At 58.3% G+C, this 13,802-nt stretch carries 12 protein-coding genes; 2 read left to right on the top strand and 10 right to left on the bottom strand.

Features of this window, described 5'->3' with window-relative positions; translation table 11 throughout:
- Nucleotides 1-32: 32 nt before the first annotated feature.
- Nucleotides 33-647 (top strand): YidC/Oxa1 family membrane protein insertase, encoded by a 615-nt coding sequence (locus ACR0A1_RS18515; RefSeq protein WP_170566741.1) that lies wholly within the window; start codon nt 33-35, stop codon nt 645-647.
- A 621-nt stretch (nt 648-1,268) separates the two neighbouring features.
- Here the strand turns inward: ACR0A1_RS18515 and ACR0A1_RS18510 are convergent.
- The 6 genes from ACR0A1_RS18510 to ACR0A1_RS18485 form a co-directional block, all read right to left on the bottom strand.
- Nucleotides 1,269-3,086 carry a BCCT family transporter gene (locus ACR0A1_RS18510; protein WP_170398432.1) on the bottom strand — a complete coding sequence of 606 codons (1,818 nt, stop codon included), beginning with the start codon at nt 3,084-3,086 and terminating at the stop codon, nt 1,269-1,271.
- Between the two features lie 77 nt (nt 3,087-3,163).
- Nucleotides 3,164-4,174: an Ldh family oxidoreductase gene (locus ACR0A1_RS18505; protein ID WP_480754699.1), complete on the bottom strand. Its 1,011-nt coding sequence runs from the start codon at nt 4,172-4,174 to the stop codon at nt 3,164-3,166.
- Between the two features lie 13 nt (nt 4,175-4,187).
- Nucleotides 4,188-4,817 carry a DUF3726 domain-containing protein gene (locus ACR0A1_RS18500; RefSeq protein ID WP_480868730.1) on the bottom strand — a complete coding sequence of 210 codons (630 nt, stop codon included), beginning with the start codon at nt 4,815-4,817 and terminating at the stop codon, nt 4,188-4,190.
- Nucleotides 4,814-6,496, bottom strand: coding sequence for a hypothetical protein (locus ACR0A1_RS18495; RefSeq protein WP_480868770.1), 1,683 nt, complete (start codon nt 6,494-6,496; stop codon nt 4,814-4,816). The genes ACR0A1_RS18500 and ACR0A1_RS18495 overlap by 4 nt, the downstream gene beginning before the upstream one ends.
- Nucleotides 6,496-7,473, bottom strand: a complete 978-nt coding sequence (locus ACR0A1_RS18490; protein ID WP_480754703.1) for a membrane dipeptidase — start codon at nt 7,471-7,473, stop codon at nt 6,496-6,498. Before ACR0A1_RS18490 ends, ACR0A1_RS18495 begins: the two co-directional genes overlap by 1 nt.
- Nucleotides 7,473-8,915, bottom strand: coding sequence for an aldehyde dehydrogenase family protein (locus tag ACR0A1_RS18485; protein ID WP_170398417.1), 1,443 nt, complete (start codon nt 8,913-8,915; stop codon nt 7,473-7,475). Before ACR0A1_RS18485 ends, ACR0A1_RS18490 begins: the two co-directional genes overlap by 1 nt.
- Before the next feature lie 99 nt (nt 8,916-9,014).
- On the opposite strand from ACR0A1_RS18485, the gene ACR0A1_RS18480 reads away from it, so the two are divergent.
- Nucleotides 9,015-9,887 (top strand): LysR family transcriptional regulator, encoded by an 873-nt coding sequence (locus ACR0A1_RS18480; protein ID WP_170648399.1) that lies wholly within the window; start codon nt 9,015-9,017, stop codon nt 9,885-9,887.
- A gap of 28 nt (nt 9,888-9,915) precedes the next feature.
- Here the strand turns inward: ACR0A1_RS18480 and ACR0A1_RS18475 are convergent, their stop codons facing one another.
- Genes ACR0A1_RS18475 through ACR0A1_RS18460 form a run of 4 tightly spaced genes read right to left on the bottom strand, consistent with a single transcriptional unit; the run spans nt 9,916 to nt 13,751 of the window.
- Nucleotides 9,916-10,161: a MoaD/ThiS family protein gene (locus tag ACR0A1_RS18475; protein ID WP_170408213.1), complete on the bottom strand. Its 246-nt coding sequence runs from the start codon at nt 10,159-10,161 to the stop codon at nt 9,916-9,918.
- Complete coding sequence (locus ACR0A1_RS18470; RefSeq protein ID WP_480868728.1) at nt 10,154-12,409, bottom strand: xanthine dehydrogenase family protein molybdopterin-binding subunit; 2,256 nt, start codon at nt 12,407-12,409, stop codon at nt 10,154-10,156. The genes ACR0A1_RS18475 and ACR0A1_RS18470 overlap by 8 nt, the downstream gene beginning before the upstream one ends.
- Entirely contained in the window at nt 12,409-12,888 is a 480-nt protein-coding gene (locus ACR0A1_RS18465; protein WP_170408211.1) for a (2Fe-2S)-binding protein, read from the bottom strand. Before ACR0A1_RS18465 ends, ACR0A1_RS18470 begins: the two co-directional genes overlap by 1 nt.
- Nucleotides 12,885-13,751: an FAD binding domain-containing protein gene (locus ACR0A1_RS18460; protein ID WP_480868727.1), complete on the bottom strand. Its 867-nt coding sequence runs from the start codon at nt 13,749-13,751 to the stop codon at nt 12,885-12,887. The genes ACR0A1_RS18465 and ACR0A1_RS18460 overlap by 4 nt, the downstream gene beginning before the upstream one ends.
- Nucleotides 13,752-13,802: the final 51 nt, after the last annotated feature.

Raw genomic sequence — 13,802 nt, 5'->3', positions numbered from 1 at the left:
TTTATACGGTCCTGTTGCCGGTTATATATCCGATGGACTTGCTGTTCGATTTGATGTGGACAGCAACGAATTCTGCTGGGCTATCGATAATTCTGCTTGCAATGGTGATCTCGATTTTGACCATCCCGCTTAAGAAGTGGGCGAAAAAGTCCGAGGATAAATTTCTTGCGGTCAAGCAGTTGGTCGACATCGATATCGCAAAGCAAGCTGCTGGACTAAAAGGCGAAAAACGATTCGAAGTAGTTGAAAAAGTTTATGAAAAACACGGCTATCATCCAATTAAATCGATCGTCGCCGGAACTTCGTTCGTTGTTATGATTCCATTTCTGATTTCGGCGATCTTTATTTTTGGAGGCTCGGATGAATTGAAAGGCGTTAGCTTTTTGTTAATTAGTGATCTTTCGGAACAAGATCATCTGTTTTTTGGATTAAATTTACTCCCTATCTTAATGTTGCTCCTTGGAATTAGCGAGGCCCTATTGCGCTGGCATAACCAAAAGGATCAATTGATCCGTTACTTAATCGTGTCGGTTGTTCTTTTTGCGTTGGTCTATTCACTTGCATCTGCACTAATACTCTACTGGATTAGCATGAACATTTGTGCCGGGATCATCTTTTTTGCGGCGAGAAGCCAGAATCCTCGTTAGAGGTGAACTTTCGGTTGGCGACATCCTGTGTCTCGCGCCAGATTGCCTCTCCCGTTTTAGGAGACAGCTCTAGTGTCGTCCGGCAGCGAATTCACGGTTACAGGAGGCAGCTATTATTTAGCTGACCAATAAAGTTCACTGTAGAAACGGTGGCGAAATGATGTTTGGTGCGTATCTGAGAATCTGCAAAGTCTGTAGAGTAACTTTGCTTTGAGCTGAAGGCTGCCCGGTGCATTCACGAAATCCTGACTAAATGCGAGGACGCGTCGGTGCAAGTGTTCGGCTATCGAGAAGCTTGCGAAGGATATTCCTTCAACAATTGCCGAAGTTACATTGTAGCTTATATTAGTCATGATATTGGCCAATACGCCTCCGCAGGACCGCCACATATAGCTGCTCTACGTATGGTTTTATATCATTAAATCAATGTATTGGCACTCCTTCATCCAAATTCAATTCCCTCCGGGCACACCATCTTCACGTCCGACATAATGCTTCGAATAGTGCACGATAACGTGGCGTCTCTGCCACTGGAATTTTCATTGAATTGAGTTGAAGTTGACGTGCGCAAAAGCGCCTGACGACAGCGGGCGGTTGCATCACAACCGCCCGTGCCTAGGTTTATTCCGCAGGTGCTGTGGTCTGCTTTTGCCTCAGACCATCGCGATAAAGCGCCTTGGCGAGCGCTATGCACATCAGGCCCATGACCATCGTAAAGGGCAGCGCACCGATGATCATCGCATTTCGCAAGGCGTCCATCGGATTGTTTTCACCCGCAGCGAGGATCAGAGCGCCAATCACCGCTGTCAGGATAAGGCCCCAGACGATCTTGTGCTTGTTGCCGATGTTCTGATCTCCGCCAGACATGATGGTGTTCATCACCAGAATGCCCGAGTCCGCCGACGTGACCAGGAAGGTCATGATCAGGACGACGCACATCACGGTGATGCCAGACAACAGCCCACCGGTGATCATCTCTTGCAAGGTGACAAACAGCTTGGCGGTGTTCGACGCCCCGATGATGGCGCCTTCGGCGGTGCCATTCAGTTCGAGATCGATCGCGGTGCCACCCAGAATGGTCATCCACGCAAAGCAGACCAGCGCAGGGGCAAAGACACAACCGATGATGAACTCACGCACCGAGCGTCCCTTGGAAATGCGCGCCAGGAACAGGCCGACGAAAGGCGAAAACGCGATCCACCAGGCCCAGTAGAACGTGGTCCAGCCCGCTTGCCAGCCAAACTGCCGACCCGGATCACCTGCGGCGTAGACCGAAGCCAGAACAGATTCCGGCAGCGCGGCGGCGTCGCCTTCCAGGCCAGATTTGAACCCGTCAAACGATCCCCAAGGATTGGTCGCACCGGCATAAAGCGCATCGGCAAACGGCGCTGCTTCACTCGGCAGGGCAGCATCAAACGCCGCCGCCGATTGCGGATTGAAAGCACCAAAGCTGAGCGAAATGAAGTGCTGGATGTAATCGACAAATGCAGTTGCGTAAGTCGTCATCGCGAACAGGAACGACCCAAAGACAACAAAGACCAACAATAGGATCAGCGACAACACCAGGTTCAGGTTAGACAGGTACTTGACGCCACGACCAACACCAGAGACAGCCGAGATGATTGAGAGGCCCATGATCACAATGAGGCCAGCCAGCAGACCAACAGTGCTGGGGGCTGGTGCGTCACCGGTCAGATCCATCATCCATTCCATACCCGAAATGGCGTATAGGCCGTCGATGAACTGCGAAACCCCGTACCCGATGGTAACTGAAACACCCAAAATGGTTGCCACCACGCCCAGTACATCCACGACGTGGCCCAGGAAGCCGTTCATCAGCTTGCCGAACAGAGGTGTCAGCGCGGTGCGAATAGTCAGGGGCATGTTGCGCGTATAGGCGTAATAGGCCAGCGACAGACCGGTCACCACATAGATCGCCCAGGCGTGAAATCCGTAATGCAGGAAAGTGTAGCGATATCCCGACTGCAATGCGTCTTCGCTATTGCCGACGACATCGCCCGCGATGACAACCGGGTTCGATCCCCACAGCCCTAAAGGCTCAGCGGTAGCGAACACCATGAGACCGACGCCCAAGCCCGCGCCAAACATCATCGAAAACCATGAGAAATCCGAGAATTCTGGTTTTTCGCCCTCTGGGCCCATAAGCCGCTTACCGGTTTGCGGCAGCGCCGCCACGACAAACAGGAAAAAGACAAAAAAGCCGACAATAATGATATAGAAGGCGTTGAAATCTTCCAGCAGACGCGAGTTCAGGCTTCCAAGAACTCCGTTTGCATTTGCGGGCCAGACAAGCGCCCAGATAACCAGCGCGACCATGATTGACTTGCTCAGCAAGGCAATCTCAACACTGTGCCCTTCATAAAACCCGCCCGAAGATCGCTTGATCTCCAGATCGGTAAAAGGTTCCTTCATAGACATGTGTTTCCTCCCTATTCGCACGTGTCCTGATTTCCAGAAAGATCTTCATGAGCGTCCCGGAGCTTCGCCATCGAGCCCTACGTCAGCAGAGCTTCTATTTTGTCGAGGGTCGCTACACTGACAGCCACACCATCGTTCTTGGCCACCAAACGCTTTGCCTGGCGGCCGTCACCGGGCAAATGTGCGCCGTTCTGAGATCGGATCGCTTCGACAAGATCGACAATTCTGGAAGAAAATGCGTCATCCGCAGTCGCAGAAGCGTCAATTGCAATAAAGAACTGGCCTGTTTTCGGAGGCCCACCGGCGGTTCCCGAAAAAGGTGAGGCGTGTATCCCAAGCGTGGCACCAGTCAGCGCTGCAGCCAAAACCTCGGTCATCAGGGCAACGCCAACCCCCTTGTACCCACCCGATGGGGCCATGGAACCCTTAAGCCCAACATTCGGGTCGGTCGTAGGGTTGCCATCTGCGTCCAACGCCCAGCCAACCGGGATTGGTTTGCCTTCGCGCGCGTGTTTCATGACCTCGCTTTTGGCGATGGTGCTGGCGCTTTGATCGATCAGTAATGCGGGTTGGCCGTCGTTTCCAGGGACCGCGATTGAAAATGGGTTGGTTCCGACCACCGGTTTGGCACCCCCGGACGGCGCGATGGAGGCGGGCGCGTTGGTGAACCCAAGTCCCACAAAACCAGCCTGTGCCAGCCGGTAGGTGTGATACCCCAGCACGCCGCAGTTATAGCTGTTGCGGATCGCCAGCACCGCAACGCCCTGCGTACGCGCCGCAGCGATCAATGCATCGAACCCCGCGTCGATCGCCGTGTGGGCGAACCCGGTCGCGGCGTCGACCGTCACTACGCCGGGGCGCGGCTGGGACAGCTGAGGGGTGGCCTGCCCATCTACCTTGCCGCACTGAACATGTTCGCAATAGATCGGGATATAGGCCAGACCATGGCTCGCTACCCCGTCCGCCTCGGTTGCGGCGGTTGCAATTGCCAATGGGCGCGCGTTTTCTTCGCTGGTGCCCGCGGACACCAACGCACGGAAAGAAAGATCCTCGATTTCAGCTAGGCTAAGGGTACGGGTTTCGATCATGTCGCTCTCTCATTCAGTCATTGTCGGACAGGCCAGCGCCGGCACCCAACAGTCGGGATTCATCGGTAGCAGGCGCGTAGGTGCGATGGGCAAATCGGTTGAGGGTGTCCCAGCAAACCGGGTCCGGGGTTGCGCGGGTCACGTGCGGTCGAGGGGTGGTAAGTTGGCCGCCCAGCGTGATCTGGGTGTGATCAGAAAACGATGGCCAATCCTGCCCCGCCTCTAGACGATCGCCATCCGTTGCGGCCCTGAACAGATCGCACGTATGCGTGATCACGTTATTCTGGGCGCGTGCCGCCGAGGCTACGAAGGGCAGCAGAAAAACAGGTACTGCGAGCTTCTGGATACGTATGGGACCTGCGTGCAGCAGGTCAGACCGATCAGACAGCAAAGCGCCCGTGATGATCGGGCAAAGCACACCTTGCCCCGCCCAAGCCGACTGCATCTCAACCGGGCGGTGATTCTTGAGTGAGGCTGCCAGACCTTGCTCCAACAATTGCGCAAGGGAATTCGTGCCATCAATCCCGTGCGCGCATAGCCAACGTGTGGCTTTGCCGACCTCTTCCGCCAGTCCCCAGGGGTATCCGGCTCCGCGCGCGGCGCGTTTGGCCGTGGCTTCGACCTCATTCAGCGATACGTTCACGGTCCAAGCTCCGGATAGACCCACAGATCGGCAGTCTTGCTGCTTAACTCTTCGGGATAAGGCGCGCCAGCATACATGCAGATACGCACCCAGCGGTCTGAACGAGGATCGAAATGCGTGGCGCCAAAGAACGAGAGTTTGGCACGCAGCATGTCGATCGGCAGAACATCCGCGCTGATCGTGTTGTCGCGAATTTCGCCGTAAGGCGCGACGCGGCTCATTTGCGCGCGACGGATCGTGTGGCGGTGTTCAGGGTGTTCAAGTAGGAACTCGGCGATGGGTGCACCATCCGCCCATTCCGAAAGCGCGCTTTCGGCCAGAGCCGCGTCGCGCGCCGGGGCAAGCGGCTGTTCGTAGTCTGCAATCGGTTCGTCAAACCGCTCACCCAGCCGGGGCTCGAGCTTTTCCTCGGACACATACCAAGCGCGCGCGCAGTGTTCGGGCGCGTTCCAGTCCAGATCCATTGCCCAGCCAAAGCTGGCGCGGATCAGGTCGCGCACCGCGCCAACGGTCATCGTGCCATCAATCACATGCGCCGCTCCGTTGCTGTCTGCCATACAGCTGGTCAGCCCATCGACCAGTTCTCCGTAGGGTTCAAGGATCAGCGAGGCCAGCAACTCCTGCCCTTCTTCGCTGAGCGCAGCCTGAGACCACTGTATCAAGCGGTCCCAGGGCTGATTGCCCGTCAGATCGGTCTTGTCGAGATAGTCCGATATTGCGCACAAGTCAGCATTCAGCGCCGCGAGCTTTTCGATCTGGATTGGATGCTCGGACTTCCACCACGAGATCGACAATCTGCTACGGGCGAAGATGTTGCGAAACTTGGCCGCTTCTGCCTCTGTTGCGGTCTCAATGGACCGAACCCGCGAGATCGCCTCTTCCCGGACCATGATCCAGTTGTTGAACAGGATCGGGTGATTGACGATGAAAGGCGCCATACCTAGCCCGGTCGAATTGCCTATACCCAGCCAACGCGCGATTTCCGGGTTCAACTCTGCGGTCTGGTCGCCACCCTTGGTGCGGGCCATATGTTGCACCAGATCGCGCACGAAGGTCCGCGTCAGGTAGACCGAAAGCATCTCGGCCTGAAATGGCGCGCTGACTTCGTCTCGGTCTGCAATCCTCTCACGATCTGCCGCGCCGAACTTGCCCGAGCCATACACGGCGGTTGTCCGCATCAGGTAACCGACCTTGTAAATCTGTTCGAGGTCGGGCTGCTGACCGGTGGCAAGACGATCCACGACATGTGCCCACAGACGCACCGAGCGGTTGGCCCGTGACAAGGACAGCTCGCTTTCGCTTACACGCCCGGCCTCTTGCAGAGGTACGTTTTGCGAAAGCCGCTCAATGTCTTCCGGGTCAGGAATTCCGTCAAACAACGCAAAGGTCGCGTCCCATGCCTCGGCGATCACACGATCCGAGCGTTGCTCGGGTGGCAGATCATGGGCAAACGCCACCAACGAATAAGCGCGTTCCGGACCTTGTGCAGTGTAGACCGCGTGACCGACGCCCTTTTCATCAATCTGGAAGACTGGGCGGGTGAACGTCCAGTTTTCGGCAGCCATCCGACGGGTCAATTGCCGCATGAAACTTAGACGGCATTGATGCAACGATCCTAGACGGGACAGGCGCATCACAGTGGCCGGGTCGCGGCGTGCGATATGCGGGTTTTGGTCCATCATGTGCCTTGTGGCCCAAAATTATCGGCAAAGAAGCGGTACCAGTTGCCGCCCATGATCCCCGCGACCTCGTCGGAGTTCATGCCAGTGGCGCGCAAGCCGGACTCGATGTTGCCGAAGTCGCGATTGTCCCGAAACCAGCCCGGCATTGGCGGGAAACCGGGGGCCGAGGCCGAACCCTCGCCATAGTCGATCTGTTTTGTCCAGCGCCCCACGCGCATCCATTCAACCACACTGTCGGGCTGATCTTGACACAGGTCGGTGCCAATCCCCAGATGCTGGACGCCATATGTATCTGCCGTGCGGGCGATCATCTCGCAGAAACTCTCCAACGTGCAGTCGGACTTGTCCTTCAGGTGATGAGGATAGACCGAAAAGCCCAGCATCCCACCATTTTCCGTCACCGCCCGGATCACCGCATCGCGCTTGTTGCGCAAAGCAGGTGACCATTCGTGCGGATTGGCATGGGTGATGGCAATGGGGCGCTCGGACAATTCCGCCGCTTCGATGGTCGACCGATCCGCCGAATGGCTCATGTCGACAACAAGGCCCACGCGGTTCATCTCTTTGATCACCTGCTTGCCCATGCGGGTGATGCCGGTGTCTTCGGCCTCGTAACAGCCGGTCGCCAGCAGCGACTGGTTGTTATAGGTCAGCTGCATGAAGCGAGCGCCCAGATCATGTAGAACCTCAACCAGACCGATATCGTCTTCGATCGGGGATGGGTTCTGAAACCCGAAGAACACAGCCGTCCGCCCCGTTTCGCGCGCGATGTCGATGTCGCAGGCCCAACGGCCTTTCATGATCAGGTCCGGGTATTGCTCGAACCAGCGATTCCACTTCTCAAAGTTCAGAACGGTTTCACGGAAATTCTCATGATAAGCGATGGTGACGTGGATCGCATCCACGCCGCCTTCGCGCAGTTGGCGGAAAATCTTCTCCGACCAGTTGGCATATTGCAGCCCGTCGATACGCATCAGACGGGGCCCGCGCTGATATAGGCGGTCTTGACGGTGGTATAGAACTCTGCCGCCGCTTTGCCTTGTTCGCGCGGCCCATAAGAGCTGTCGCCGCGACCGCCAAAGGGTACGTGATAATCGGTGCCTGCCGTAGGCAGGTTCACGGTCACCACGCCGGTGCGCGCATTGCGGCGGAAATGGGTGGCGCGGGCCAGAGATTTGGTCACGATGCCCGAGGTCAAGCCGAAATTGGTGTCGTTCACCACGCTCAGCGCCTCGTCATAGCTGCCGACCTTGATGACGCTGGTCAGCGGCGCGAACATTTCCTCGCGGTTTATGCGCATGTCGTTGGTGGTGTTCAGGAACACGCCCGGCGACATGTAGAAGCCCTCATGCGGCATCTCTAGGCGCTGTCCACCGCAGGCCAGTTCGGCCCCTTCAGATTTACCTAGATCGACATAGGCGAGGTTCTCGCCTAGTTGCTGCTGGCTTACGACGGGGCCCATCTGAACACCTTCTTCCAGCGCGTGGCCAACTTTCATCGCCTGCGCGCCTGCGACGAGTTTCTCGACAAAAGCATCATGGATGCCTGCATGCACCACCAGCCGCGACGAGGCGGTGCATTTCTGACCGGTGCCGCCGAATGCGCCGCCCAATGCCAGCGAAACCGCAAGATCCAAATCCGCGTCGTCCATCACGGCCAGCGCGTTCTTGGACCCCATCTCCATCTGAACTTTGGTCAGGTTCTGGATCGCCGCCGCCGCGATGCCCTTGCCTACTGGAACCGAGCCGGTGAAAGAGATCGCGTTGACCTTAGGACTTTCGACCAAACGCTGCCCGATGCTGCGGCCTGAGCCCATAACGAGGCTGAACAGACCTTTGGGAATGTCCTGCCGTTCGATGATTTCGGTCAGTGCCACGGCCGAGGCCGGGGTGATGTTCGCCGGTTTCCACACCACAGCGTTGCCATAGCACAGCGCGGGCGCAATCTTCCACGAAGCGGTCGCGGTGGGAAAGTTCCACGGGCTGATAATGGCGACAACACCCACCGCTTCGCGGCGCACGTCAATCTCGATATCGGGTCGAACGGAGTCGGCGTTTTCCCCAATCTGACGAAGACATTCAGCGGCGTAGTAGGTAAAGAACTGACCCGCTCGATAGACCTCACCCTTACCCTCGGCCAGCGGTTTGCCCTCTTCCCGGCTGAGCAACGTGCCCAGTTCCTCGGCGCGGGTCATCAGCTCGTTACCGATGGCGTTCAGAACCGCCTGCTTACGTTCCAGCCCATAGGCAGCCCATTCAGCTTGCGCGACACGCGCCTGATCCAGCGTCGCTTCAAGTTGGTCGCTGCTGGCTTGCGCGAACATACCAACCAGGTCAGTCAGATCAGAAGGGTTGCGGTTTTCGATTTCGCTTTCGCCTGCCAGCCATTCGCCAGCGATCAGGTTCAGTTTGGTCACAATGCGCCCCAGAGTCAGAATTCGTTTGTCACAGGATGGATTTTCCGATGCACATCAGTCAAACTCAAATAACTTAAACAAACTTCAAGGAACCTGAAGTTGGCAATCAAGATTGAGATGCTGCGTTGCTTTTGCACGGTGGCCCAGACCGGGAACCTGTCCGAGGCCGCCGACCGCCTTGGTCGAACGCAATCAGCCGTCTCGATGACATTGAAGCAGCTCGAAGACCATCTGGGCAAAAAGCTGTTCGAAGGCGAGCGCAAGAACCAGCTTTCCCCGCTGGGTGAGCAGGTACTCGATCTGGGCTTGCGGCAAGTGCGCCAATTCGATCAGACCGTCCAGAATATCGAAGCCGCCGCGCTGGCTGAACAGGGATTGATCCGGATCGTATCCGTCCCGTCGGTTGGCGCGTTGATCTTTCCACCACTATTGCACCACATGAGCAGCGAATCCCCCGGGGTGAAGATCGAGCTGCGCGACACCGACACGCAGCAGGTGTTGGATGCTATCGCTCAGGATCAGGCAGATATCGGAATCGCATCCGGGTATCACGCCCTGAACGGCATCCGAACCATTCCGCTATTTCAGGACTCCTTTGGATTGGTCGCTGCCTCGGATCATCCTCTGATCACACGCGCAGAACCGCTGAATATCCCCGACATCGCCACCGCGCCCTTTGTCCGAAACACGTTGTGCGATCTGATTCAAACGCCGGCTTTCCATACGGCAATCAAAAACGCCGAGATCACAATTCACAACACGCATTCATTGATCACGCTGGTGCGATCGGGCGAGTGGATCACAGTGCTTCCTCAAACCGTTGCCGAATTCTTGCCGGAGGCGGTGTCTTACCGCCCGATCACGGACCTTCACGACAAAAGGCAAGTGTATCTCTATGTCCGCGAGCGTTCGCGCTTCCAATATCTGACCGAGCAGTGTTGCGCGTTCATCCTGTCCCGTGATTTCGCGTGAGGGAGGGGGTCGATTAGACCTTTCGCCTTCAACCGCCCCTGAGACGCTGCATCAGATAAACCTCGGCACCTTCCGGAATCGGCTCGGACAGTCCGGTCGCGATGATGCGCCCGTCCAACGCCACCGAGACCCCCGCATCGATCGGTGCCTGCAGCCGGGGATGTATACGCACCAGTTCCTGCAGCAATTCGCCCGTGGTAGCGGCCTCAACCTCGACCACCTCGCGACCCCCGGTCAAAGACCGGAGGCTGGACCAGAGGTGGACCTCAACCATTGTCCTTGAGCGCGGCAAGAATGCGCGGCGGGGACATTGGCAGTTGCTTCAGGCGTACACTGGCCGCGTTGGAGACCGCGTTGGCGATGGCGGCCAAGGGCGGCACGATGCCGGTCTCTCCCACGCCGCGTACACCGAACGGGTGGCCGGGGTTGGGCACTTCGACAATCACCGTGTCGATCATCGGCAGATCGCTGGCGACCGGGATGCGGTAATCGAGGAAAATCGAGTTCTGCAAGCGGCCATCCTCACCATAGATATATTCCTCGTTCAGCGCCCAGCCGATGCCCTGCGCAGCTCCGCCCTGATACTGGCCTTCGACATAGGTCGGGTGGATCGCCTTGCCCGCGTCCTGAATGACCGTGTAGCGGGTGATGCTGGTCTTGCCGGTTTCCGGGTCGACCTCGGCATCCACGATATGGGTGCCAAAGGATACACCCGCGCCTTCCGGCGTGGCCTCGAAATGGCCCGAGATCGGGCCGCCGGTCGCGCCCATATGGGCGGTGATATCGGCCAGCGGGCGCGGATCGAAGTCACCGGCATTGGGGCCTGAGGGCACGGCACAGCCGTTCTCCCATTTCACCGCATCAACCGGGATTCCCCAACTGGCCGCTGCGCGGGCGCATAGCTGCTCGACCGCGTGGCGCGCCGCCTTGATTGTCGCCAGACCCGAGGCATAGGTCACGCGGCTGCCGTGGCTCACATCATTGTAACCCAGCGTTGCCGTATCGGCGACGGTGACGCGAATGTTCTCGTAGGGAATGCCCAGAACCTCGGCCGCCATCAGCGCCATTGACGCGCGTGATCCGCCGATATCCGGCGTACCGACCATGACTTGGGCCGAGCCGTCCTCGGACAGCGCCAGAGATACCGAGGTCTCACCACCATGGTTGAACCAGAACCCACAGGAAATCCCGCGCCCTTGCCCCGGCTTCAACGGGGCCGAGTAATGCGGATGCGCCTTGGCGGCCTCAAGCGTTTCGACAAGACCTATGCGCTCATAGGTCGGGCCATAGCTGGCTTTGGTGCCTTCATGCGCGGCGTTTTTTAGGCGCACATCCACCGGGTCGAGGCCGAGTTGATTGCACAGCTCATCCAGAACGGATTCGACCGCGAACGCACCCATCGGAGCGCCTGGCGCGCGATAGGCGGCCTGTTTCGGGCGGTTGGCCATTACGTCATAACCGACCTGGCGAACGTTGGTCAGGTTGTAGGGCGCAAAGGCACACATGGCGGTCATGTCGCCCGGCGCACCCGGGAAGGCACCGCCCTGCAGGCGGAAGATGCCTTCGGCTGCCGTGATGGTGCCGTCCTTCTTCATACCGATCTTGATATCCATCGACGCCGATGAGGTCGGGCCGGTCGCACGGAACACCTCGGACCGGGTCATCACGATCTTTACGGGGCGGTTGGCCTTGCGGCTGAGCGCCAAAGCAACCGGTTCGATGAACACAGTGGTCTTACCACCAAAGCCGCCCCCGATCTCAGACGCGGTCACACGCAGTTGTGAGGTTTCGATGCCCAGCAACGCCGCGCAGGTTTTCTGTGCGATCCAATGGCCTTGGGTGGTGCACCAAAGCTCACCTTTGCCGTCAGTACCCAGAGACCCCATGCAGGCATGAGGTTCAATGTAACCCTGATGGGTTGCCTCGGTAACGAAGCTGTCCTCAATTACCAGATCCGCCTCGGCAAATCCGGCTTCGACATCTCCGTGGCCGCTTTCGTGATAGCGCACCACGTTGGGGTGCATCCCCTCAGGCACCGAATAATCTGCCGCACCTTCGCGGATGACAGGCGCGTCCGGTGCCATCGCCTTGTCCACATCTGTGACGTGGGGCAAAACTTCATATTCAACCTCGATCAGCTTCAGCGCATCGCGCGCCGCCAAGGCTGATGTCGCTGCAACTGCTGCAATCGCGTGGCCGTCATACAGAGCCTTTTCGCCCGCCATGACATTTTCCAGCACGTTCCAGAATTCGCCTTCCAGCCCCGGCTTGAAGGGGACATCGGCGAAATCGGCGCGGGTAACAACGGCTTTGACGTCTTTGTGGGCCTCGGCCTTTGAAGCATCAATCTTGACGATCCGCGCATGGGCATGGGGTGAACGCAGGATAGCGCCATGCAACATGCCGGGGGCTGAGATATCCGCACCGAACTTGGCGCGGCCCGTCACCTTGTCCAGACCGTCAGGGCGGTCAGGGCGGGTGCCGACAAACGTGAAGTCAGATTTGCGATCGTCCAGTGCCATTACGAAGCCTCCCGCATCTCAGCCGCCGTATCCATCACGGCGCGAATAATCTTGTCATAGCCAGTGCAGCGGCAGAGATTGCCTGCCAGCCAGTACCGGGTTTCCTCTTCGGTGGGATTGGGGTTCTTTTCCAGCAGCGACTTGGCCGCCACCAGAATGCCCGGGGTACAGATGCCGCATTGCAGGGCGGCATACTCGATCATCTTCTTTTGCAGCGGATGCAGGACGTCGCCGTCCGCGATCCCTTCAACCGTTTCGATCTGCTTACCTTCAGCCTCGACGCCCAACATCAGGCATGAACACACAAGACGGCCATCGACGCTGACCGAACAAGCACCGCAATCGCCGGTGCCGCAGCCCTCTTTCGCGCCGGTCAGGTTCAGCTTGTCGCGCAGACAGTCCAGCAGGGTTTCGCGTGGGTCGCAGAGGTATTCAACCGCGTCCCCATTTACGGTGGTGGATACGTGGAACTTACTCATACGTCTTCTCCCTTTGCGCGGGCATAGGCGATTTTTGCGGCGCGCTTGGCCAGAACGCCAGCAACTTCGGTGCGGAATGCAATAGTGCCGCGTTTGTCATCAATGGGGTTGCAGGCAGCCGAGGCCGCTGCAGCGAGCGCGTCCAGCGCCGCGTCATCCAACGCGCTGCCAATCAGCGCTTTGGCGCAGTCTTCAACCAGCAAGACGGTTGGTGCGACAGCCCCCAGTGAGACGCGCGCCTCGGTGATGGTATCGCCATCCAGTCGTAAGTTTACGCCCACACCAACCACCGCGATATCCATCTCGGTGCGCGGGATAAAGCGCAGATAGGCGTCACCGGCGTTGTCGCCACGCGCTGGAATGTTGACCGCCGAGATCAGTTCGCCTTTGGCCAGTGAGGTCTTGCCGGGTCCCGTCGGGATGTCTTCGACCGCCACCTCTCGTGTGCCGTCCGGGCCCGTCACGGTGACTGTAACGCCTGCCGCAACCATCGCTGGCACCGAGTCCGCCGCCGGAGAGCCATTGCACAGATTCCCGGTCAGCGTCGCACGCCCCTGTACCTGAGTCGATCCAATCAGATCCATCGCCTCGACCACACCCGGCCAATCGCGGCCCAACGCGGCGTGCTCGCTCATCTCGGCGCCGGTCGCGGCGACGCCCAGCGTCCAGCTGCCATCGGCATTGCGGGTAATTTCGCTAACGCCATCGATCTTCTTGATGTCGATCAGCGTATCAGGCGTCACAAGATCCGAGCGCAGCTGCACCAGCACATCGGTGCCGCCTGCCAGAAACCGTGTAATGCCCGTCGCATTCGCGGCCAGAGCCGACGCCTCGGCAAAGCTGGCGGGGCTGTGATAATCCATGAAAATACCTCGCACCTGTTGATCAGGATAGACTGGGGTTCGTTGGGGACG

Source organism: Ruegeria sp. D6, assembly GCF_056534365.1.
This window is presented reverse-complemented; position numbering and strand designations above follow the sequence as displayed.

Coding starts and splice junctions, on each gene's coding strand:
- ACR0A1_RS18470 (WP_480868728.1), bottom strand. CDS start 12,409: ATGGCACTGGACGATCGCAAATCTGACTTCACGTTTGTCGGCACCCGC.
- ACR0A1_RS18460 (WP_480868727.1), bottom strand. CDS start 13,751: ATGGATTATCACAGCCCCGCCAGCTTTGCCGAGGCGTCGGCTCTGGCC.
- ACR0A1_RS18515 (WP_170566741.1), top strand. CDS start 33: ATGGACTTGCTGTTCGATTTGATGTGGACAGCAACGAATTCTGCTGGG.
- ACR0A1_RS18510 (WP_170398432.1), bottom strand. CDS start 3,086: ATGTCTATGAAGGAACCTTTTACCGATCTGGAGATCAAGCGATCTTCG.
- ACR0A1_RS18505 (WP_480754699.1), bottom strand. CDS start 4,174: ATGATCGAAACCCGTACCCTTAGCCTAGCTGAAATCGAGGATCTTTCT.
- ACR0A1_RS18475 (WP_170408213.1), bottom strand. CDS start 10,161: ATGGTTGAGGTCCACCTCTGGTCCAGCCTCCGGTCTTTGACCGGGGGT.
- ACR0A1_RS18495 (WP_480868770.1), bottom strand. CDS start 6,496: ATGGACCAAAACCCGCATATCGCACGCCGCGACCCGGCCACTGTGATG.
- ACR0A1_RS18490 (WP_480754703.1), bottom strand. CDS start 7,473: ATGCGTATCGACGGGCTGCAATATGCCAACTGGTCGGAGAAGATTTTC.
- ACR0A1_RS18465 (WP_170408211.1), bottom strand. CDS start 12,888: ATGAGTAAGTTCCACGTATCCACCACCGTAAATGGGGACGCGGTTGAA.